Source organism: Sphingobacterium spiritivorum (assembly GCF_016724845.1).
GTDB classification, from domain to species: domain Bacteria; phylum Bacteroidota; class Bacteroidia; order Sphingobacteriales; family Sphingobacteriaceae; genus Sphingobacterium; species Sphingobacterium spiritivorum_A.
Genome location: NZ_CP068082.1, coordinates 2,898,755 through 2,920,029, shown reverse-complemented (window position 1 = coordinate 2,920,029; position 21,275 = coordinate 2,898,755). Strand labels below are relative to the sequence as shown.

Below are 21,275 nucleotides of genomic sequence, written 5' to 3'. Positions count from 1 at the left end.
AATGGACGTAAATTACGTTGGTGAACACCTACTACCAGGCAAAATAGGACAATTTTTTATTATCCTCGCTTTTGGTTCGGCACTTTTATCATTTATCAGTTACTATTTTTCTACCCGCAATCCTGAAGACACTTCCTGGAAAAGAATAGCACGAATAGGAGTCTGGGTAAATGCCACATCTGTTGTCGCTATCGGAGCGATGTTGTTTTATATTATTTACAATCATCTCTTTGAATACCACTATGCCTGGTCGCATTCGTCCAAAGCACTTCCCACACATTACATTATTTCCAGTTTCTGGGAAGGTCAGGAAGGAAGTTTCTGGCTATGGACGTTCTGGCAAGTTGTTCTTTCCAGCATACTCTTGTTTAAAGCAAAGACATGGGAAAGTCCGGTTATGACTTTTGTCATGCTTTGTCAGGCATTTCTGGCCTCTATGCTATTAGGTATAGAATTGTTTGGCTACAGAGTAGGAAGTTCCCCATTCATCCTGCTGAGGAATGCACTTGAAGCGCCTATCTTTAGCGACCCGAACTATCTATCGATGATAGCTGACGGGAATGGATTGAATCCGCTTTTGCAAAACTATTGGATGGTTATTCACCCTCCGACCCTATTTCTGGGCTTTGCGTCTATGATCGTTCCGTTTGCTTATGCAGCAGCAGGACTTTGGACCAAACGCTATAAAGAATGGATCACACCCGGACTGCCATGGGGTATGTTTGCGGTAATGATTCTTGGAGTAGGTATTATCATGGGTTCATTCTGGGCGTATGAAGCCCTTAATTTCGGAGGTTTCTGGGCCTGGGATCCGGTAGAAAATGCATCTATTATTCCATGGTTTACCCTTATAGCAGCCGTACACGTTATGGTTGCTTATAAAAACTCCGGGCATTCTTACTTTACAGCTACTTTTTTAGCTTTGGTGAGTTTTGTACTCGTGATCTACGCATCTTACCTCACCAGAAGTGGTATTTTGGGCGAAACATCTGTACACTCCTTTACCAGTCTAGGAATGTCCAGTCAACTTATAGTATTCAATGTGGCATTCTTAGCTATCATGGTCATATTACTGGTAGTGCGTAAAAAAGAAATGCCGAGTTCACAAAAAGAAGAAGATATTTATTCCCGCGAATTCTGGTTATTTATAGGAGCATTAGTGCTAACTGTAGCTTGTGTACAGATTATTTCCACTACCTCCATACCGGTATACAATGCGATATTCAAGACTGACGTAGCACCTCCGATTGATCCTATACCTCACTACAACAAGTGGCAGGGAGCTTTTGCAGTAGTCGTACTGATCCTTACGGCATTCACACAGTTTCTTAAATACAAACGTACAGATTCCAGAAAATTTTTCGCAGCAACTATTGCCTCTCTGATCGTTGCATTATTGCTCACAGCAGGCATAGTCTATGTAACCAAAATATACAGCAATTTCATGTATATCCTGATTGCATTCGCCAGCATATTCAGCGTACTTGCCAATCTGCGCATTCTGGGAGATGCCTTCAAAGGAAAATGGAGATTAGCCGGATCGGCAGTCGCACATATAGGTTTTGCACTACTTGTATTAGGAGCATTGGTGGCAGCTGCTACCAATCAGGTTATTTCGGTAAACAACAGTGGCTATATAGCTGTTGCCGGATTTGACAAAGTTGAAAAACCCGGAGAAAATCTTTTCCTTACGGAAGGCGAGCCTGTGCAGATGGGAGAATACCGGCTGACGTATGTCGGAGATAGTGTGGCCAGTCCCAATGTTTTTTATAAGATCAAATACGAAAAACTGGATGAAGAGACAGGAAAAGTAAAAGAAGAATTTGTACTGATGCCGTTTGCACAGAACAACCCGAAAATGGGAGGTCTGATCGGTACACCTTCGACCAAGCACTATATCACGCATGATATTTATACGCTGATCACAGCTGCACAGGCTGATACCCAATCTCAGGCGGCCAGCAAAAATAAGGAAGAAAAATCCAGCTTCGATGATTACGAAGAACCTGCAACTTACCAGGTCAATATCGGCGATACACTCCGCTACCGGAATGGTTATTTCGTCATCGAAGGGGTTAATAAGAATGCAACATTAAATAAGATTCCAAAGGCTCCGGATGATGTACTGGTAGGGCTTAAAATTAAGGTGGTATCCAAAAACGACAAAAAATATGAAGCCGAACCGATCTTCCTGATCAAAGGCGGAAATACATTTGACTTCAATAAAGATATCGAAGAAGAAGGATTAAGATTCCGGTTCACCAATATTATTCCTCAACAGGATAAATTGGAAATCATGGTCTATCAGAAACCTCTGCCTGAGAAAAAATGGATTGTCTTCAAAGCGATCAAGTTTCCGTATATCAACTTTTTCTGGTGCGGAACGATTGTCATGACCATTGGTTTCATTATGTCAATTTATCGTAGAATCAAAGACGAAAAAGTAAAAAAACAACTTGCTAAAGCATGAAAATCGTAATCCTCGGAAGCGGCAATGTGGCTAATCATTTTGCCCTTCGCTTTGAGCAGTTAGGATATCAGATCGTACAGGTATATAGTCGTCATAAAGCCAATGCTCAAGCATTGGCTTTACGCTTTAATGCAATTGCTACAGATGATCTGAATACCGTTGATCCGCTTGCAGATCTTTATGTGATTGCTGTAAGTGACGAAGCCATTCCTGAGGTGGCAGCACATTTGTCCACTGATATCAACGGAATCGTAGTTCACACATCCGGAGCTACGGACTTAAGCATTTTACAGGCATTTATGCACTCAGGAGTGTTGTATCCTGTACAGAGCATTTCTAAAAATATAGAAACAGATTTCACACAGATTCCGATTGGAGTAGAAGCCAGCAGCCCCAGTACTATGGAGAGCTTGTGGAAAATTGCGAAAGCCTTATCGCCTCGGGTATTCGAATGCAATAGTAAACAACGCATGGCCCTGCATGTATCAGCGGTAATCGTAAATAACTTCTCAAACATTCTTTATCAACTCTCCTATGAAATAATGCAGGATAATAATTTATCTTTTGAACTTCTGCTTCCGATTATACAGGAGACTGCTAAAAAAGTACAAAATATGCCGCCAATTGACGGGCAAACCGGTCCGGCAATACGAAATGACAATATTACGATAAATAAGCATTTAAACTTTCTCAGAGAGAATCCTTCCCTGCAAACAATCTATCAACAATTGACATTGGAAATTGCCAAAAGAAGAGACAAGTAATCGTTTCATTGCAAATCAAACAAATCTTTTCAGAACTGTTCAAATATTTCTTTTTGAACAGTATACTTTCTAATTTTGTTGCTTTATTCATTGAAGGAATGGCAACTTATGAAGTTGCTATTTTAGCATTCAATTTTAAAAAATTTATGCTTTTACCAACATTTATAATTCTACACCACCACTTGCTAGCGTAAATCTTAGCACCCTATTTGCTATAACAATAACAAACTTTATAACATCATAGATTATGCCTGTTAGAAATCTAATCATCGGAACCATTGCTTTAGTTAATTTCATTATCATTTCCTTTGGACTGATTTTCACCTCCAACTGGTTTTGGTTATTAATTATTCCATTTCCAATGTTACTGATCGCTGTGTACCACACGATCCAAACTAAACATGCTATTTTGAAAAACTATCCATTAGTTGGATATTTCAGATTTTTCTTCGAATCTATTCGTCCCGAAATGAGACAATATTTTTGGGAATCAGATACCGATGGTCGTCCTTTCAGCAGACGTCAGCGTTCTATCGTGTATCAACGTGCAAAGAATGAACGGGAGACGGTAGCCTTCGGAATGCAGAGTGATCCCAATGCTATTGGCAATGAATGGGTAGCACACTCCGTATTCCCATGCCACATCAATAATCACGACCTGCGCACTACAGTTGGTAACTCACAATGTAAACAACCTTACAGTCTTAGTGTATTTAATATCTCTGCCATGAGTTACGGTGCATTAAGTAAAACAGCCATTACTGCACTGAATAAAGGAGCCGGGTTACAAAACTTTGCACATAATACAGGTGAGGGAGGTATCAGCGAGTATCACGTAAATGGCGGAGATCTGATCTGGCAGGTCGGAACAGGTTATTTCGGATGCCGTAATGAGGACGGTAAATTTGATGATAAGCTTTTTGAAGAGAAATCAAACCGTCCTTATGTCAAAATGATTGAGTTAAAACTATCTCAGGGAGCTAAACCAGGTCACGGTGGTATCCTGCCCGCAGCCAAAAACACACCTGAGATCGCAGCGATCCGTCATGTCATACCGGGTACCGATGTAATGTCGCCTCCCGCACACAGTGCATTTTCTACACCGGAAGAAATGATGTTGTTCATTCAGCACATGCGCGATCTTTCAAATGGTAAACCAATCGGTTTTAAAATATGTATAGGTGACAAGCAAGAGTTCATTGATATCTGTCACGCTATGCAGATTACTCAGATTGTACCGGACTTTATCTCTATAGACGGATCCGAAGGTGGTACAGGTGCAGCACCTCTGGAATTCACCGATAATCTTGGTATGCCTTTATATGACGCACTCACATTTGTCACTAAGACATTAATTGCATTCGGTCTGAAGAAACATATCAAAATTTTGGTCTCGAGCCGTATTGTAACAGGTTTTGACTTACTCAAAGCTATTGCTCTGGGAGCAGATGCATGTTACAGCGCCAGAGGAATGATGTTTGCCCTGGGCTGTATACAAGCATTGAAATGTAACGAAGATGTGTGTCCGGTAGGAGTTGCAACACAAAAACCGAATCTTTACAAAGGATTGGATGTAGAAAATAAATATGTACGTGTAGCGCAGTTCCATCGCAATACATTACGCGCAACTGTTGAAATTATGGAGGCCTGTGGTTTCAAAACATTAAACGATGTTTCAGCAGACAAGTTTTTCCGTAAAGTGGATAACAGAACCACAATGAGTTTTGAAGAGATCTATTTTGGATCGGAAGGAAAACTAATCAACAGTCATACTGATTTTGCTCCTAAAGTGTTCAACTAAATAAAACAAAAGCCCAATTCATATGAATTGGGCTTTTGTTTTACTTGAGGTTGACGTATACCTTGGAAAGTGTATCGTGAGCGCTGTGAATCGCTTCCGGCGACACCCCCGTCAATGCTTCAGAAATCGTCTTTGAAGCCTGCTCCAGACCCTTATGCTTTATTTGACGACCGGATTTAGTCAGGTAGATTAAGTTAGATCTTCGATCTCCCCTGTCATTCACTCTGATCACTAAATTCAGTTTTTCCAGATTGTTGATCAACCTGGTCACACTGGGCTTATCCCGAAAGGTGCGGTTTGCCAGTTCTTGCTGTGTCAGGCCCTCTTCCTGCCACAGGTTGTAAAGAATGCTCCATTGTTCTGCGGTGATATTAATCCCCGATTCTTTCAGGTTTTGCTGCAATCTTCTGGTAAGGGCGGTTGTCGCCTTACCCGTCAGAAAATTAAAAAAATCTTCTGTGTAAATAGCCTCATTGGTAATCATGGTTTTGGTTTGGTTTAAGTTGTTTATGCAAATAAAACAAATCAGTTTTACAATAGCAATTAAAAACATTACTTTTATTACATCTAATATTCTTATCTTTAAAGATATATGGAGCAATTATTTCCCTTACTGATTGGTTTAGCTGTTTTTGCCTATAAAATTTATGAGAATTTTAACAAGCAAAAAAAAGAAGCCGAGCAACGTATGCGTCAGCAAAAAAGACCTGTACAGCAGCAGCATAAGCCACAACCTGTTCCTGTGACACCACCTCCTCCGCCCGTTGTAAAAAAAGAAAAATACAGCACCATGAGCCACCAGAAGGTTGTACGGGAGAGTAATGAGATTCCTGCTGAAGTATTGAAGTTAAGAGAAGAAAGGGAACGTCTGAAATCGGATAAAAAGATACAGGTACCAATTCCTGTATCAGCATCAAAGGAAGAAAAAGTAGTTTTTGACCTCAGACAGGCCGTAATCCAGCAAGCTATACTGGAAAGACCTTATCATTAATCACTGAAATCAGTTTATTTAAGTAAGAAATCATCTCCGTCTTTCAGAAACGGAAATTCAGCTCTTGCTGTAATGAGATCTTTAGGGTTTAGTGTGAATGTATACAGATCCTCATCTTCAGGTTTGTAATAGACCACATCTCCCATTGGTGAAATACACATAGAACCGCCGGAATAATAGATTTCATTTCCATCATAACCAACCCGGTTGACACCGATCACAAAAGCCTGATTTTCAATAGCTCTCGCCGGGATCAGACTTCTCCAATGTCCCGAACGCTTATCCGGCCAGCTGGCTATATATACCAATAAATCGTATGCTTCATTCTGATTGCGTGACCATACCGGGAAGCGAAGGTCATAACAGATCATCGGACAGATCTTCCAACCCTTTAGCTGCAAAATAACACGCTGATTGCCAGGCTCAAAATACTGATCTTCACCAGCCATACCGAAAAGATGTCTTTTATCGTATTTGACAAAACTTCCGTTCGGAGACATCCATACAAACCGGTTATAATACTTTCCTTCTTCCTGTATAATAAGAGATCCTGCAACTACACAATCAAATTTCTTAGACATTTCATAAAGCCAATGCATAGTAGGGCCATCCATGGTTTCCGCACATTTTTCCACATTATTTGTAAATCCTGTGTTGAACATTTCCGGCAATAAGATCAAATCCGTCTTCTCACGTAGTGAAGATAACCTAAGTTCCAGGTTGTTCAGGTTCTTCTCTACATTCTCCCAAAATAAATATGCTTGAAAAATAGTAATCTTTATTGTCTCCATGTATGCCTTTCGATGCGCGCTTTATTAACTATTTGATTGTTTTACAATATGGTAAAAATAGCCGATTTATCATAATTAAAAATTATGTTATTGAATTCGGTTCAATAGATTCTCTGCTAATTTGATCAACTCTGCCTTTCTTTCTGAAGGTACATTGATTTTTGCTAATGTATCAAAAGCGAGCGTTGTAAAATATTCTTTCTTTCTATTAGCTAACGTTGAAATATCGTATTTAGCGTAAAATTGTTTCATTAATTGCACCTTGTCCGGTTCCTGTTCAAGATCTGCAGTCAAAAGATTCTGAATATGAGCAAGATCTGTGTCGGAAGCATGTTCCAGTAACTTAATCAGCAAAAATGTCTTTTTATTTGCGATGATATCTCCCCCGACTTGTTTACCAAATGTTTCGGGATCTCCATACACATCCAGAATATCATCCTGAAGCTGAAATGCAATACCTACATTTACTCCGAAGTCATAAATAAATTCCTGCTGCTCAAGCGAAGCCTGTGCAATGATTGCTCCCATACGGAGTGCCCCTCCGAGTAATACCGAAGTTTTGAGTCTGATCATATGCAGATATTCGTCCTCCGTCACCTGATCCAAAGATTCAAAATCCATATCCAGTTGCTGTCCTTCACAAACTTCAGTGGCTACTTTATTGAAGGTTGTAAGCAGATCCAACAGATTCTCTTTAGGACATTTGGCTACTTGTTCATAAGCCTTGACCAATAAGCCGTCTCCCGAAAGAATCGCGACACTATCATTCCATTTTTCATGTACGGTCAGCTGTCCTCTTCTCAGCGGAGCCTTATCCATAATATCATCATGGATGAGTGAAAAATTATGAAAATACTCTATGGCTAAAGCAGCAGGCACTACCTTTTCCATATCTTCTTCACCGAATAGCTGAGCCCCCATCAATGTAAGTACAGGTCGTACCTGTTTACCTTTTAAAGTCAGGATATAGCGGATAGGATCGTACATATTAGCGGGTTCCTGCGGAAAAACCGCAGAGGTAAGTGCTTCTTGAACGTAACGGGAAAGAGTTAAAGTTGTATTCATAGTTTTTCGTTGTCCTTGCGAAGATAATAATTAGTCAGCAGTATTAAGTAGCCGGCAGCACATAGACTATGCTGCCATTTACAGAATTATTATAGCAAACACCTGTAGTCCGGTTTTTAATTTCTAATTTTAACTTTTGATTCTATCGTTTTGCGTATTCTAATTATTCATAATCATTATCAGGATCTTGGAGGAGAAGACACGGTCTTCCATCAGGAAGCGTTGGCGATGCAGGAAACCGATGATGTATTCACATTGACCTTTACTAATAAAAAAGGTATAAAAGGATTATTTCAATTTCTGCTGAGCCCCTGGAATATTTTTGCAGCACAAAAAGTAAAGAGGAAAATAAAAGAAGTAAATCCGGATATTATCCACTTTCACAATACACAATATGCCTGTGGTCCGCTAGCCATACGCTATGCAAAAAAAAGTGGAAAAGCCTTGGTGATGTCTTTGCATAACTTCAGATTGCTATGCCCCTCAGCTACTCTTTTTTACAGAAACAGATTATTCACGGATAGTATCAATCAGCATTTTCCATGGATCGCAGTCCGGAATAAAGTGTTGGATCATTCCCTCTTGAAGACATTCTGGACAGCATTCAGCTATTGGCTTCATCGCAAGACGGGGACCTGGAATTTGGTAGACCGGTATATGGTATTGGCCGAATTCTCAAGAAAACTGTTTATCAGCAGTACCTTACCCGTGGATCATAACAAGTTTGTAGTGAAACCAAACTTCTTTGATCCGCTAACGCTTACACAGCCAGCAAACAGAGAGGACCACTTTCTTTATATCGGTCGTCTGTCTTCTGAAAAGGGCATCATCAATCTGCTTCAGGCACTTTCCGGAACCCCCGTGAAATTAAAAATTGCAGGTACAGGTCCGCAGTTACCTGAGGTGCAGGAACTCGTAGCTCATCATCCCAATCTGACTTATCTGGGCTTACTCAGTAAGTCCGAAATAGCACATGAACTGGCGACATGCCGGGCATTGCTGGTTCCTTCGGTATGCTATGAAGGAGGTGTTCCGATTACCATATTGGAGGCCATGAGCTATTATACTCCTGTATTGGCAAGTAATATTGGCGCTATTCCGGATATCATAAAACCAGGAGAAACAGGCTTTTTATTCGATCCGCAGACAGCAGAATCGATACTGGAAAGCATAGCTCAGCTTAATCTATTATCAGCAGAGCAGCACAAAGATCTGGTGCAACAGGCCTATGAGATATATGAAAGACATTTCACTCGTGACATTGTGATTAGAAAACTGCGCTCAGAATATCAAAACCTTATAGCATTTAAGTCGTAACTTTGCAGTATGAGTATCATTTTTTTAGACAGATTAAATCTGGGTCCGGAGATTCAGAAGGTACTGGAGACCATTTATGATCCGGAATTGAAACCAGCCAACATTGTAGATCTGGGATTGATCTATGAAGTTATCACAAAAGAGGACGGTACCGCTAAGATCGTCATGACACTGACAGCTCCGGGTTGTCCTGTGGCAGGAGAAATTATGGATGAGGTTCAACGCAAAGTGGCCGGAATAGAAGGTGTAAAAGAAGCGTTGGTAGAATTGACCTTTGATCCGCCATGGACTAAAGACATGATGACTGAAGAAGCAAAACTGGAACTGGGGTTTCTATAGCAGTGCATAAGACAAATTGTCTTATGCCTCCTGATTCCCTTCCAGATCGCTTAATTTCTTGACTGGCTTAGCCTGTATCTGATCCTTACCAAATAATTTGTTCCATATATTTCTGGATTCCTTTGTAAATAAAGGAGAAACAATGGATAAGATCAGTACATAAACAACAACAAAAGACTGCAGAACAGGGAGCAATCCCCCTGCTTTACCAATATTCGCCATTATAATAGAGAATTCACCTCTTGCAGATAATGTAAAACCAATATCAAACGAAACACGTGGTTTCATTCCTGAAAATTTAGAAGCAAAATATCCGGAGACTAAGTTGCCCGCTATCGTAACAACTGCTGCTATTGCGGCCCACATCACTGCTCCTCCCAGCGACATCATATCTATTGACAGTCCAAAACTAAAGAAGAACATCGCACCAAAGAAATCTTTATAAGGCAGCACCATGGCTTCGATTTTTTTGATGTATTGCGAATCTGCCAGTACCAATCCGGCCATTAATGCTCCGATAGCCTCTGCAACGTGGATTGTTTCTGAAAATCCCGCAACCAGAAACAGTAATGCAAAGATCAGCAGGATAAATAATTCAGAGGATTTTACCTGCAACAACTTATCAATTGCAGGTACAAGCTTACGCCCTACGATGAGGAACACCAGAATAAAACCCAGTGCCAGCAGGGAAGTACCAGCTACAGTCCAGAATGAACTGCTTCCTGTCAAAATCAATCCCGAAAGAAACGAGATATGCATGGCTATAAACAGATCATCAAACATGATCATACCCATAATTACCTCCGTCTCCGGATTGGCGGTACGCTTCAGATCAGTCAATACTTTTGCTACAATGGCAGTAGAAGAACTGGTCATAATCCCGCAAAGAACCATTGTTTCTTTGAAAGGCATATCCATCAGCCATCCTATAAGCAATCCGGATATAAAATTAAGCAGTACATATACTGTCCCTCCGGTAACAATGGATTTGCCCGACTTGATCAATCTCCCGACCGAAAATTCCAAACCCAGATAAAACAAGAGAAACAGCACACCGAGACGCCCCATAAAATCAATGAAAGGCTTACTCTCGGTAAATGTCAGATCCACTATTCCAAACTGGGGGGCATGCTGCCCTAATACCATCCCTATCAATATAAAAAAAGGTATAACCGAGAACTTCAGCTTGTTTGCAATAAAACCAACAATTGCAACAAGACCAACAGCGATACCGATTTCTAAAATAAGGGTAGTAGATAGCATAGAGTGAATTTAGTGATTAATGTAATATTTCTTTAAGGGCTTTGATATTACTTCGTTTTCCGGCAATAACCAAAGTGGTACCCGGACTGATCTCATAATCGGGTCCCGGATTAATAACAGTATCTGTATCTCTGATACCTGCAATAATACTGGCTCCTGTATTTTTACGGACAGCCAGTTCTCCGATTGTTTTATTACAGCTCACATCTGTCCCTACGACTTTGTACCATTCTATAATCAAGTCATCTAATGCGACTTCAATAGTCTCCAAAGCCTTAGGCTTGTAGGATAATCCTCCGATAATACCTGCAACCTGTCTTGACTCTTCATCGGTAAGGGTCATCACACAGCGAGACTCATTCTCTTCCACATCATAACGATAGAGTTCTCTTCGACCATCATCATGAATAACTACAACCATACTGTCTCCAGCATCCGTTTCTATTTGATACTTTTTACCGATACCAATAAGATCAGATTCTCTTACAATTGACATAATGTAAATGATTAGGGATAAAAAAAAGTAATAAAACGGCATTTACTTAAGACCCGTTTATTACAAATATAACCAAAAAATGCTTAAAATTAAAGATAAATAGCGCTGGATCACCCCGAAAAACATCAAAATGACCCTGTTATGGATAAAATCGCTTATCTGGCTTCTACCAGTTTGTAGGAACCGTCTTCTTTCTGCTGGCTTCTTCCGACAGCGATACTCTTGGAGTGATAAAACAGAAATACCCAGTCATTCGGAGCACCTTCTTCCCAATATTCCTGACGTAAGTCTTTTGCTTTCCTTCCGTCATAATCATACTTTGCAATATAATTATGAAAAATTTCCTCAGGTTCAGGAAGCACGTCACCACCAAAGAAATAATGCTCACCACCTGTTTCAATATGAAACACCTGATGATGAGGTGTATGCCCTCCGTTACGCTCATAACTGATCTCATTATTCACAATCCCGTCTCCTTCCACCAACACCAGATTTCCACTCCGTTGAATTACATCAAAGATATCCGTTTTGTAAGAGGAAGAATTACCGCTAAAGGCATCTTCCCACTCTCCGCGTTGTACAATATATTCGGCTTCAGGAAATGCAATCCTGCCAACGCCATCCCTGAATTCAACCATACCGCCTGTGTGATCTTTATGGAGATGAGACATCAGCACAAATTTGACATCGGAAGGTTCAAAACCAAGTCTGCGTATATTATTATGAATGATCAGATTTCCGGCATTGTCTGTCTGTCCCAATCCTGCATCACACAGAATCAAGCCTGCTGAAGACTCGATCAGAAAGGGATGAACATGGACAAACATAGATCCCGGTCTGTCTTTGGGATCGTCCTTATTTTTATCAAACGGAATAAATTTTTTAGAGGAATCAACTGAAAAAGAGCCTTCAAAAAGCGAATTTGCCTGTATCATATTTATATACTTGGAAATATGGGAGTTATGATTTTAACATTTTGAGTTACTGTCCAAAGATTAGGTAAGTAGCATTTCAAAACGTATATTTACACGTTAAATCAAGGCAAAGATATGCAAAAAAGGTGGGTACTGAAGTCTAAATCTGAACATAACAAAGTCATAAAACTGAGTGATGAATTAGGTATCAGTACTGTACTTTCCGAATTGCTTATCGCCCGTGAAATCGAAACGTTTGATCAGGCACGTACCTTTTTCAGACCATCTTTAGAAGAGCTCCATGACCCTTTCCTGATGAAAGACATGGATATTGCAATCTCCAGAATTGAAAAAGCTATCGGCAATAATGAAAAGATTCTTATCTACGGAGATTATGATGTAGACGGCACAACTGCAGTAGCGGTAGTTTATAATTTTTTCAGAGAATTTCATTCCCGTATTGAGTTTTATATCCCGGATCGGTATGCTGAGGGATATGGGATTTCCATGCAGGGCGTTGACTATGCTGCCGAAAACGGATTTTCTTTAATTATTGCTTTGGATTGTGGTATCAAAGCCAATGATAAAATCGATTATGCGAATGCAAGAAATGTTGATTTTATTATCGGAGATCACCATTTACCAGGCGATGTGCTACCGAATGCCATAGCAGTACTGGATCCCAAACGTGAGGATTGCCCTTATCCTTACAAGGAACTTTCCGGATGTGGGATAGGATTTAAGATCATCCAGGCCTTTATCCAAAAAAACGGAATGGATATTCAGCAGTGTTATCAGTTTCTGGATTTGGTAGCCGTCAGTATTGCTTCAGATATTGTACCTATCACCGGTGAAAACAGGATATTGACTCATTTCGGATTGCAGAAACTCAACACCAATCCTTGCTGTGGCTTACAGGCACTGATAAATCTGTCTTCAAATAAAACCGGGACTTTTACAGTCAATGATATTGTTTTTCAAATCGGTCCGCGCATCAATGCCGCCGGAAGAATAGATCACGCCAAAGATGCGGTCAAACTACTCATCTCCAAATCCTTACAGGAAGCAAAAGATTTCTCCGAAAGCATTGACGATCAAAACAATGTCCGAAAGGATTTTGATCTCAGGATCACGGAAGAAGCATTGGCCCTGATCGATGAAAGTGAGAATCTAAAAGCCCGCAAATCGACGGTACTGTTCAAATCAGACTGGCACAAAGGCGTTATAGGGATCGTAGCTTCCCGTCTTACAGAAAAATACTACAGACCTACTATTATTCTGACACAGACCAACGGACATGTAGCCGGATCTGCGAGATCGGTCATCGGATTTGACCTTTATGAGGCCCTGAGCGAATGCAGTGACCTGCTGGATCAGTTTGGAGGACATAAATACGCTGCCGGGCTGACCATGAAACTGGAAAACGTCACTTCATTTCAGCAAAAATTTGAAGATGTCGTCAATACGCTTATCAAACCCGAAATGCTGCAACAGGAAGTTCTGATCGAACTTACTATTCCATTAACGGAAATAACATCCCGATTCTTCAAAATTTTAAAGCAATTTGAACCTTTCGGGCCCCAAAATGACGCTCCTATCTTTCTGACTAAAAAAGTAGTTGTTATCGGAAATGCGTATCTTGTAGGCACCAATCATATCAAAATGACCATTCGTCAGGAAGATTCCGCAGCCTTTGAGTGTATAGGTTTTGGATTAGCCGAGCATATTGCGCATATCAATAGCGGAAAACCGTTTGATATCTGCTACGTCATTGAAGAGAACAACTGGAGAGGCAAGAAGAATTTGCAATTAAATATAAAAGCAATACGATATTAAATATATTTGTAAAGCATCAGTTTTGAAATACGTACATTCATGATCTTAAAAGCAGAACATCTTATCAAGAAGTATAAGCAACGTGTCGTTGTGAATGATGTTTCTTTTCATGTGGAACAAGGCGAAATCGTTGGTTTATTAGGTCCCAATGGTGCCGGAAAGACAACCTCCTTTTATATGATTGTAGGGCTGATAAAACCCAACGAAGGTCATGTATTTCTGGATGATCAGGAAATCACAAGCGATGCCATGTATCAGCGTGCGCAAAAAGGAATAGGCTATCTGGCTCAGGAAGCTTCTGTATTCCGAAAGTTGTCTGTAGAAAATAATATTCTTGCTGTCCTCGAGATCCATTATCCTAACAAGGAAGAGCGTCTGGCAAAACTGGAAGAACTTCTTTCGGAGTTCAGCCTGCACCGTGTCCGCAAAAACAGAGGAGATCTGCTTTCCGGGGGAGAGCGCCGACGGACAGAGATTGCCCGTGCTTTGGCTGCTAATCCTTCGTTTATCCTGTTGGATGAGCCTTTTGCAGGGGTAGATCCTATTGCGGTAGAAGAGATCCAAACGATTGTCTCCAAACTGAAAACCCGAAATATCGGAATCCTGATCACTGACCACAATGTTCAGGAGACGTTATCCATTACAGACAGAGCTTATCTCCTGACGGAAGGCAAGATTATGCTGACAGGTACACCGGAAGAAATCGCTGATAATGAACTGGCCCGTAAATTCTATCTCGGCCGTCATTTCGAGCTCAGAAGAAAAAAACTATAATATTCTAAATCGTTGATATAGACTATGGCATTACTAAATTCACTCTTCACCTGGTTTTTAAAGAAAAGGATGCATCAGATAGACCTTTTCATCAAATACCCGCATGAAGTACAGGAAGAGTGGTTTCAAAGCTTGGTCTCAACTGCCGAAGCAACCGAATGGGGCAAGAAATATGATTATAAAAGTATTCTTACACCCGAGGAATTTAAGGAGAGAGTTCCTATCCAGGATTATGATTCGATCAAAGGATATGTAGACCGAATGATCAAAGGAGAGCAAAATATCCTTTGGCCATCCGATATAAAGTGGTTTGCAAAATCTTCAGGCACTACAGCCGATAAAAGCAAATTTATCCCGGTCAGTGAAGAAGCTCTGGAAGAATGTCACTATCAGGGAGGAAAGGATATGCTTTCTATCTATTGTCACAACAGACCCGAAAACAAACTCTTCACAGGTAAATCCGTTGTATTGGGCGGCAGTTCTCAGATTAACAGCTTCAATTCGGATTCTTACTACGGGGATCTGTCCTCTATTCTGATTCGAAATCTTCCATTCTGGGCCGAATTTAAGCGTACACCAAATACCGAGGTGACTCTTAATCCCAATTTTGAAGAAAAAATTGAAAATATCGCCAATATTACAATTAAGGAAAATGTAACAAGTCTGGCCGGAGTTCCGACCTGGAATGTGGTCATGGCCAAAAGAATACTGGAAATCACCGGAAAGAGCAATTTGCTGGAAGTCTGGCCTAATCTGGAATTCTACAGCCATGGTGGAGTCAGCTTTAAACCTTATCGTGAACAGTTCAAAAAACTGATACCTTCAGAAAACATGTATTATCTGGAGAATTACAATGCTTCTGAGGGCTATTTTGCTCTTCAGGATCGCTCTGACTCAGATGATTTGTTACTTATGCTTGATTACGGGGTTTATTATGAATTTCTGCCTATTGAGAATCTTCATGATGAACATCCTAAGACATTAAGTCTGGATCAGGTAGAAATCGGCAAAAATTATGCGCTTATTATTTCTACTAATGCTGGATTGTGGAGGTATATGATCGGAGACACAATCAAGTTTACGGATTTATCTCCATATCGAATACAGGTATCGGGCAGGACCAAACAATATATCAATACCTTCGGAGAAGAAGTCATCGTTGATAATGCAGAAATGGCTGTCAACAAAGCCTGTGAACGGACACACGCTATTGTAAAGGATTACACCGCCGGACCGGTGTATTTCAAAGACGGAGAAGCAGGTGCACATGAGTGGATCATCGAATTCGAACAGCAACCGGATAACTTCGAGCACTTCTGTCAGATACTGGATGATACACTAAAGTCTGTCAACTCAGATTATGAAGCGAAACGATTCAAAAACATGGCCTTATCTTTCCCGGTTATCCATAATGCGCCTCAAAACACCTTTTTCGGGTGGATGAAATCAAGAGATAAACTTGGTGGCCAGAATAAGGTGCCCAGACTATCTAATAACAGAGAATATCTGGAGCCTATACTGAAGTTAATGGGAAAATAACCTCAGGCTCGTCTGAAAATGACCGCAACCAGATAAGTTAAAAAACCATATATAAATTTCAGTATCAGAACCGTGCTTCTGATAGGCGAATCTCTAAAGGAAAGCTCTATATCACGAGCGTCCCTCTGACTATTTTCCCGATTTACCATATTAGCTATCAATAGGTTACAATCAAAAATAAACATTTAATCTTTTATACAAGATTAATTTTCATTTCTTTAAAGGTAGTTGTATAAGAAATATTTAATTTCTGCTCTGCCAGTCCGGGGATACTGACACAGCTAATTAAGGTTTAATAGCTACCCGATAGAGGTAGACAAAAAAGCCTAAAATAAACCGGATCATCCCGACCTGCTCTATTTTATTATCTGTATTGTTTTTCATAGATGAATTATTTGGCATTAATAATTGATGTTATAATTGTGATCCTTTAGACAGATCTTCTATAAAACAAACGGATTCTGATAAATCAGAACCTGCTATGCTGAAATGTAACAACGGAGATTCTGTTTTGTTTTAAAAAATAATATTTTTTGTGTCTGAACATTAAATCCAAAGGGTATAGTTCTTTGCATTCTCAAAAATTTTCAGGGCCATAACTTTCATCCTGTGTTTCTTTTCCTTACATTAGCCTAAGAAATAAATTTTAAAGATGAGCGCGACAGAAACACATTCCATTCGCGTAGAGCCAACACAACAATCAAGACTCTCGCAGGTAGACTTTAACAATCTAAAATTTGGAAAATATTTTTCAGACCACATGTTGGTGGCTGAATATGAAAACGGAGAATGGACAGATGTGAGTGTCGTTCCATTCGGTGACCTTACCATTAGCCCTTCAATGTCTGCATTACACTACGGACAAGCTATTTTTGAAGGAATCAAAGCGTATAAATTTGAAGACGGAACTGTCAGTATTTTCCGTCCTGAAAAGAACTGGGAACGCTTCAATAAATCAGCTGCCAGACTGGAGATGCCGGAGGTACCGGAAGAAATCTTTATAGGTGGATTAAAAAAACTATTACAAGTAGACAAAAACTGGGTGCCGAATGTAGAAGGAACTTCCCTTTACATCAGACCTTTTATGTTTGCTACGGAAGCAGCATTAGGTGTTCACCCGTCTGCTACATATAAATTCATTATTATTACTTGCCCTGTAGGAGCATATTATAATAAGCCTCTGAAATTAAAGGTAGAGACTCATTATACCCGTGCAGCACAAGGCGGTGTGGGATTTTCAAAAAATGCAGGTAACTATGCCTTATCTCTTTATCCTACCCGATTGGCGAATGATGAAGGTTTTGATCAGTTAATCTGGACAGATGCCAAAGAACATAAATATATCGAAGAAGCTGGTACAGCAAATCTGGTATTCCGTATAGGTGACACCATTATTACCCCTCATGATGACACCATCTTACATGGAGTAACAAGACGTACCATTATTGAACTGGCTCAGCACTGGGGATATAAAGCAGAACAGCGCCATGTCTCTGTACAGGAGTTGATTGACGGAATCAAAGAAGGAATCGTTACAGATGCATTCGCTGCAGGAACAGCGGCTACATTAACACCTATATCTACTATCGGATTCAACGGTGAATTGTATGAACTGCCTGCAGTCGAAAATCGTGAATTTTCAAACAAGGTACTGAGCTATCTGAATGATCTTCGTTATGGAAAAATTGAAGATCCGTTTGGATGGAATCTGATTGTTTAATCAGAAGACTACAATTAAAAAGGAAAGGGAGAAATCAATGATTTCTCCCTTTCCTTTTTAATTCAGATTCGTATCAACCTTTTACTGAGGCAATAGAGAATCTGTATAACTGAGGATTCCTTCCTGATCATCCGGCTCAAACCATCTTGTGTCTGTATCCTTCTTAAACCAGGTAATCTGACGTTTGGCGTATCTGCGTGAATTCTGTTTTATCTTATCGACCGCTTCCTCCAATGAAATCTTACAGGCAAGATAATCGAATATTTCGGTGTAGCCTACTGTTAACAAAGCTGGTTTATCTCTATAAGGCATCAATCCTTTCACTTCCTCTACCAATCCTGCCCGCATCATCAGGTCTACACGTTTATTGATCCGGTCATACAACTGTGTACGATCGGTATTCAGAGCAACCGTAATAATGCTAAAGGGACGCTCCGCAACAGTGTGCTGTCGATAGAAAGAAAATGGTTTCCCTGTACTTTCATATACTTCCAATGCACGGATAACACGTTGTGAATTATCAATATCGACTTCAGAAAAATATACGGGATCTACCTCTTGAAGATAATGCTGCAGGATTCCGATACCTTCGGTCTCCAACCGCTCATTCAGTGCTTCCCGAATGCCGGGCAAAGGTTTAGGAAGATTATCGAGACCTTCGCATACGGCTCTTACAAACAGTCCAGAACCTCCTACCATTACAACTACTTCATGATGTGTGAACAGTTCCTCCAGTTTGACGAGCGCATCTCTTTCAAAATCTCCTGCAGTATATTCTTCATCTACGGAATGAGAGTCCACAAAATGATGGGGTACACTTGCAAGCTCTTCTTTTGAAGGCTTAGCTGTACCGATACACATTTCCTTATAAAACTGCCGGGAGTCTGCGGAGATAATTTCCGTCTTGTAATATTGTGCAATCTGTATAGCCATAGCTGTCTTTCCGACTGCGGTAGGACCTACTATGGCTATTAATGTCTTTTGCTTCACTTAGTATTCGTCTTCGACTCCTGTTGAGCCTTTTTCTTCTCCGCCTTCTTCACTTTCTTCATCATCGAACATGTCGTAGTCGTCTTCTTCATCTACTCCATATTGTGTCTCTTCTTCATAATCTGCGGTATCATCATCCTCATCCAACGGAGTTGTCGGAGCTGCAAAAGTACCCAATGGTTTAGGAGCTACTCCTACAGTCTTGAATACAACCGGATATTCTTTCCCGTCTTCTTCTTTCAGTATCTTGATTAACTCTACATGAAAGTCGTACGGACGGTCAAAATTATAGACGTAATAAAATTTTTGATGAGGATCATCTATAAATTTACTCAGGCGGATATTCTCCATCAACAATACGTCGGTACTGATCTTTCTTTCTGAAGGAAGAAGGGCGATTTCGGTTCCCTTTTTCCATTGATCATTACTGACATAAAATGAAGACGAAACCTCTGTTTCGTAATTTGTAGTTTTGTGTATTGCATCATGTAAATCCAGAAAACTCTGCTTGGAAAGCATATCAATCTCACGATAAACATCTTCGTAGTCTTCAAATGTAACTCTAAATCTGTATATGGCCATTGCTGTAACTGTATGAAATCTTTAATTTGTATTATATTAAATTGCAGTCTAAAATTACAATTTTATTTCTCTGAATAAAAATGAGATTATAGTACTAGCTTATGCTTAGCTTCCAAACCCATTTGTTTTGCCTGCTCTAACATAAAATAATAGGCCTGCTCTTTCGAATTCGTAATATCACCTTCTAATATAGCTTCGCGGATTGCATTCTTTATTTTCCCGACCTCTCTTCCCGGTCCCAGATTGAATACTGTCATAATATCTTCTCCTGTAATAGGCGGCTGCCAATTGCGGATCTGATCACGTTCTTCTACATCTTTTAGTTTTTGCTTGACTAGTTCAAAGTTTTCTCTGTACTTTTTCTTCTTGTACTCATTCTTTGTTGTTACATCTGCATGGCATAAGAGCATGAGAGCATCGATATCATTCCCGGCTTCGAACAGTAGGCGTCTGACAGCTGAATCCGTAACAATATCTTTGGCCAAAACAATAGGACGCAAATGCAAAAGCACCAGTTTCTGCACAAATTTCATTTTATCATGCAATGGTAATTTGAGTTCTGCAAATAATTTTGGAACCATTCGGGCACCTTTATCTTCATGACCATGAAAGGTCCAGCCTAACTTTTTATCAAATCGCTTAGTAGCAGGTTTTGCAATATCGTGCATAATCGCTGCCCATCTCAGCCACAGATCATCGCTGTATTCAGCAACATTATCCAGGACTTCAAGTGTATGGTAGAAATTGTCCTTATGTCCTTTCCCTTCTACGATATCAACTCCATGTAGCTGGTACATGGCCGGAAATATAAGCTCCAGAAGTCCCGTATCAAACAGGTATTTGAAACCAACGGAAGGTTTTTCTGACAGAATAATTTTATTCAACTCATCCGTAATACGCTCTTTTGAAATAATACTGATTCGTTCGCGGGTACTATATATAGCTTCTATTGTATGAATATCAATCTTGAATCCTAACTGTGATGCAAAACGAATAGCACGCATCATCCTTAAGGGATCGTCAGAAAACGTTTCCTGAGGGGCCAACGGTGTACGGATAACTCGCTGTTCGATATCTTCTATTCCATTGAAAGGATCCAATAAAGCTCCATAGTTATGCGCATTCAAGGAATATGCCATGGCATTGATCGTAAAATCGCGGCGATTCTGATCGTCTTCCAGCGTTCCGTTTTCTACGATTGGTTTTCTGGAATCTGAACGATAAGACTCTTTACGCGCGCCTACAAATTCAATGTTCAATCCGTCATATACCAACATGGCTGTACCAAAACTTTTGTATACGGTAACTTTAGTATTCAACCTCTCCCCTAGTTTATCGGCAAACTCAATTCCGCTTCCTATCACAACAATGTCCACATCATTCTTGAATGGCCTCCCCATTATTCGGTCGCGTACATACCCTCCAATGACATAACATTCGGTACTTGTTTGTTGTGCTAAATCTTTGATAAGGGAGAAAATCGGATGTTGTAAGTTGTCACTCATAGCTTGCCACGGTTCTCAAAAACCATTAAGTCTGCAAAAGTAAGGAATTTTATTATAAATCAGCACGCCTGGCAAACAAGACTGTTTACGAAGCGTATTGATAAAGTCAGTGTCAAAA

Annotated in this window: 19 protein-coding genes; 10 read left to right on the top strand and 9 right to left on the bottom strand. The window is 40.2% G+C overall.

From position 1 onward, the window contains the following. Window position 1: 1 nt before the first annotated feature. The 3 genes from I6J03_RS12170 to I6J03_RS12160 all read left to right on the top strand — a co-directional run bounded on the left by I6J03_RS12170 (window position 2) and on the right by I6J03_RS12160 (window position 5,035). On the top strand, window positions 2-2,470 hold the full coding sequence (locus tag I6J03_RS12170; RefSeq protein ID WP_003011201.1) for a heme lyase CcmF/NrfE family subunit: 2,469 nt from the start codon (window positions 2-4) through the stop codon (window positions 2,468-2,470). Next, window positions 2,467-3,234: a Rossmann-like and DUF2520 domain-containing protein gene (locus I6J03_RS12165; protein WP_003011204.1), complete on the top strand. Its 768-nt coding sequence runs from the start codon at window positions 2,467-2,469 to the stop codon at window positions 3,232-3,234. The genes I6J03_RS12170 and I6J03_RS12165 overlap by 4 nt, the downstream gene beginning before the upstream one ends. A gap of 247 nt (window positions 3,235-3,481) precedes the next feature. Beyond that, on the top strand, window positions 3,482-5,035 hold the full coding sequence (locus tag I6J03_RS12160; RefSeq protein ID WP_039990432.1) for an FMN-binding glutamate synthase family protein: 1,554 nt from the start codon (window positions 3,482-3,484) through the stop codon (window positions 5,033-5,035). Between the two features lie 40 nt (window positions 5,036-5,075). On the opposite strand, the gene I6J03_RS12155 is transcribed toward I6J03_RS12160, so the two are convergent. Continuing rightward, the gene (locus I6J03_RS12155) at window positions 5,076-5,519 is read right to left on the bottom strand and encodes a MarR family winged helix-turn-helix transcriptional regulator (protein WP_232279827.1); all 444 of its coding nucleotides are present in this window, start codon (window positions 5,517-5,519) and stop codon (window positions 5,076-5,078) included. Between the two features lie 108 nt (window positions 5,520-5,627). Between I6J03_RS12155 and I6J03_RS12150 the strand changes: the two genes are divergently transcribed. Beyond that, window positions 5,628-6,026, top strand: a complete 399-nt coding sequence (locus I6J03_RS12150; protein ID WP_003011218.1) for a hypothetical protein — start codon at window positions 5,628-5,630, stop codon at window positions 6,024-6,026. 14 nt (window positions 6,027-6,040) lie between these two features. On the opposite strand, the gene I6J03_RS12145 is transcribed toward I6J03_RS12150, so the two are convergent. Further along, on the bottom strand, window positions 6,041-6,817 hold the full coding sequence (locus tag I6J03_RS12145) for an amidohydrolase (protein ID WP_003000590.1): 777 nt from the start codon (window positions 6,815-6,817) through the stop codon (window positions 6,041-6,043). Between the two features lie 87 nt (window positions 6,818-6,904). After that, window positions 6,905-7,882 carry a polyprenyl synthetase family protein gene (locus I6J03_RS12140; RefSeq protein ID WP_003011222.1) on the bottom strand — a complete coding sequence of 326 codons (978 nt, stop codon included), beginning with the start codon at window positions 7,880-7,882 and terminating at the stop codon, window positions 6,905-6,907. Between the two features lie 150 nt (window positions 7,883-8,032). Between I6J03_RS12140 and I6J03_RS12135 the strand changes: the two genes are divergently transcribed. Together I6J03_RS12135 and I6J03_RS12130 are read left to right on the top strand one after the other, a co-directional pair. Then, the gene (locus I6J03_RS12135) at window positions 8,033-9,199 is read left to right on the top strand and encodes a glycosyltransferase family 4 protein (protein ID WP_003011224.1); all 1,167 of its coding nucleotides are present in this window, start codon (window positions 8,033-8,035) and stop codon (window positions 9,197-9,199) included. 9 nt (window positions 9,200-9,208) lie between these two features. After that, the gene (locus I6J03_RS12130; protein ID WP_003000593.1) at window positions 9,209-9,538 is read left to right on the top strand and encodes a metal-sulfur cluster assembly factor; all 330 of its coding nucleotides are present in this window, start codon (window positions 9,209-9,211) and stop codon (window positions 9,536-9,538) included. Window positions 9,539-9,559: 21 nt separating this feature from the next. On the opposite strand, the gene I6J03_RS12125 is transcribed toward I6J03_RS12130, so the two are convergent. The 3 genes from I6J03_RS12125 to I6J03_RS12115 all read right to left on the bottom strand — a co-directional run bounded on the left by I6J03_RS12125 (window position 9,560) and on the right by I6J03_RS12115 (window position 12,232). Further along, window positions 9,560-10,801, bottom strand: coding sequence for a cation:proton antiporter (locus tag I6J03_RS12125; protein ID WP_003011227.1), 1,242 nt, complete (start codon window positions 10,799-10,801; stop codon window positions 9,560-9,562). Window positions 10,802-10,817: 16 nt separating this feature from the next. Continuing rightward, window positions 10,818-11,297 carry a cation:proton antiporter regulatory subunit gene (locus I6J03_RS12120; RefSeq protein WP_003011229.1) on the bottom strand — a complete coding sequence of 160 codons (480 nt, stop codon included), beginning with the start codon at window positions 11,295-11,297 and terminating at the stop codon, window positions 10,818-10,820. 155 nt (window positions 11,298-11,452) lie between these two features. Next, window positions 11,453-12,232, bottom strand: a complete 780-nt coding sequence (locus I6J03_RS12115) for an MBL fold metallo-hydrolase (protein WP_003011232.1) — start codon at window positions 12,230-12,232, stop codon at window positions 11,453-11,455. 114 nt (window positions 12,233-12,346) lie between these two features. On the opposite strand from I6J03_RS12115, the gene recJ reads away from it, so the two are divergent. The 4 genes from recJ (at window position 12,347) to I6J03_RS12095 (ending at window position 18,080) form a co-directional block, all read left to right on the top strand. After that, on the top strand, window positions 12,347-14,047 hold the full coding sequence (gene recJ, locus I6J03_RS12110; RefSeq protein WP_003011235.1) for a single-stranded-DNA-specific exonuclease RecJ: 1,701 nt from the start codon (window positions 12,347-12,349) through the stop codon (window positions 14,045-14,047). A 39-nt stretch (window positions 14,048-14,086) separates the two neighbouring features. After that, window positions 14,087-14,821: an LPS export ABC transporter ATP-binding protein gene (lptB, locus tag I6J03_RS12105; RefSeq protein ID WP_003000598.1), complete on the top strand. Its 735-nt coding sequence runs from the start codon at window positions 14,087-14,089 to the stop codon at window positions 14,819-14,821. Between the two features lie 24 nt (window positions 14,822-14,845). Beyond that, window positions 14,846-16,360, top strand: a complete 1,515-nt coding sequence (locus I6J03_RS12100; protein WP_003011238.1) for a GH3 auxin-responsive promoter family protein — start codon at window positions 14,846-14,848, stop codon at window positions 16,358-16,360. Between the two features lie 652 nt (window positions 16,361-17,012). Then, the gene (locus I6J03_RS12095; RefSeq protein ID WP_003011241.1) at window positions 17,013-18,080 is read left to right on the top strand and encodes a branched-chain amino acid aminotransferase; all 1,068 of its coding nucleotides are present in this window, start codon (window positions 17,013-17,015) and stop codon (window positions 18,078-18,080) included. An 81-nt stretch (window positions 18,081-18,161) separates the two neighbouring features. On the opposite strand, the gene miaA is transcribed toward I6J03_RS12095, so the two are convergent. The 3 genes from miaA to I6J03_RS12080 all read right to left on the bottom strand — a co-directional run bounded on the left by miaA (window position 18,162) and on the right by I6J03_RS12080 (window position 21,157). Continuing rightward, entirely contained in the window at window positions 18,162-19,070 is a 909-nt protein-coding gene (gene miaA, locus I6J03_RS12090) for a tRNA (adenosine(37)-N6)-dimethylallyltransferase MiaA (RefSeq protein ID WP_003011244.1), read from the bottom strand. After that, window positions 19,071-19,652, bottom strand: coding sequence for an IS1096 element passenger TnpR family protein (locus tag I6J03_RS12085; RefSeq protein WP_003011247.1), 582 nt, complete (start codon window positions 19,650-19,652; stop codon window positions 19,071-19,073). 86 nt (window positions 19,653-19,738) lie between these two features. After that, window positions 19,739-21,157, bottom strand: a complete 1,419-nt coding sequence (locus tag I6J03_RS12080; RefSeq protein WP_003011249.1) for a CCA tRNA nucleotidyltransferase — start codon at window positions 21,155-21,157, stop codon at window positions 19,739-19,741. Window positions 21,158-21,275: the final 118 nt, after the last annotated feature.

Bases quoted from the DNA above. Each gene is read 5' to 3' on its own strand.
- I6J03_RS12165 (WP_003011204.1), top strand. From the start codon at position 2,467: ATGAAAATCGTAATCCTCGGAAGCGGCAATGTGGCTAATCATTTTGCC.
- I6J03_RS12140 (WP_003011222.1), bottom strand. From the start codon at position 7,882: ATGAATACAACTTTAACTCTTTCCCGTTACGTTCAAGAAGCACTTACC.
- I6J03_RS12085 (WP_003011247.1), bottom strand. From the start codon at position 19,652: ATGGCCATATACAGATTTAGAGTTACATTTGAAGACTACGAAGATGTT.
- I6J03_RS12080 (WP_003011249.1), bottom strand. From the start codon at position 21,157: ATGAGTGACAACTTACAACATCCGATTTTCTCCCTTATCAAAGATTTA.
- I6J03_RS12145 (WP_003000590.1), bottom strand. From the start codon at position 6,817: ATGGAGACAATAAAGATTACTATTTTTCAAGCATATTTATTTTGGGAG.
- I6J03_RS12155 (WP_232279827.1), bottom strand. From the start codon at position 5,519: ATGATTACCAATGAGGCTATTTACACAGAAGATTTTTTTAATTTTCTG.
- I6J03_RS12095 (WP_003011241.1), top strand. From the start codon at position 17,013: ATGAGCGCGACAGAAACACATTCCATTCGCGTAGAGCCAACACAACAA.
- I6J03_RS12115 (WP_003011232.1), bottom strand. From the start codon at position 12,232: ATGATACAGGCAAATTCGCTTTTTGAAGGCTCTTTTTCAGTTGATTCC.
- I6J03_RS12150 (WP_003011218.1), top strand. From the start codon at position 5,628: ATGGAGCAATTATTTCCCTTACTGATTGGTTTAGCTGTTTTTGCCTAT.
- I6J03_RS12160 (WP_039990432.1), top strand. From the start codon at position 3,482: ATGCCTGTTAGAAATCTAATCATCGGAACCATTGCTTTAGTTAATTTC.
- I6J03_RS12100 (WP_003011238.1), top strand. From the start codon at position 14,846: ATGGCATTACTAAATTCACTCTTCACCTGGTTTTTAAAGAAAAGGATG.
- recJ (WP_003011235.1), top strand. From the start codon at position 12,347: ATGCAAAAAAGGTGGGTACTGAAGTCTAAATCTGAACATAACAAAGTC.
- I6J03_RS12125 (WP_003011227.1), bottom strand. From the start codon at position 10,801: ATGCTATCTACTACCCTTATTTTAGAAATCGGTATCGCTGTTGGTCTT.
- I6J03_RS12170 (WP_003011201.1), top strand. From the start codon at position 2: ATGGACGTAAATTACGTTGGTGAACACCTACTACCAGGCAAAATAGGA.
- lptB (WP_003000598.1), top strand. From the start codon at position 14,087: ATGATCTTAAAAGCAGAACATCTTATCAAGAAGTATAAGCAACGTGTC.
- I6J03_RS12130 (WP_003000593.1), top strand. From the start codon at position 9,209: ATGAGTATCATTTTTTTAGACAGATTAAATCTGGGTCCGGAGATTCAG.
- I6J03_RS12120 (WP_003011229.1), bottom strand. From the start codon at position 11,297: ATGTCAATTGTAAGAGAATCTGATCTTATTGGTATCGGTAAAAAGTAT.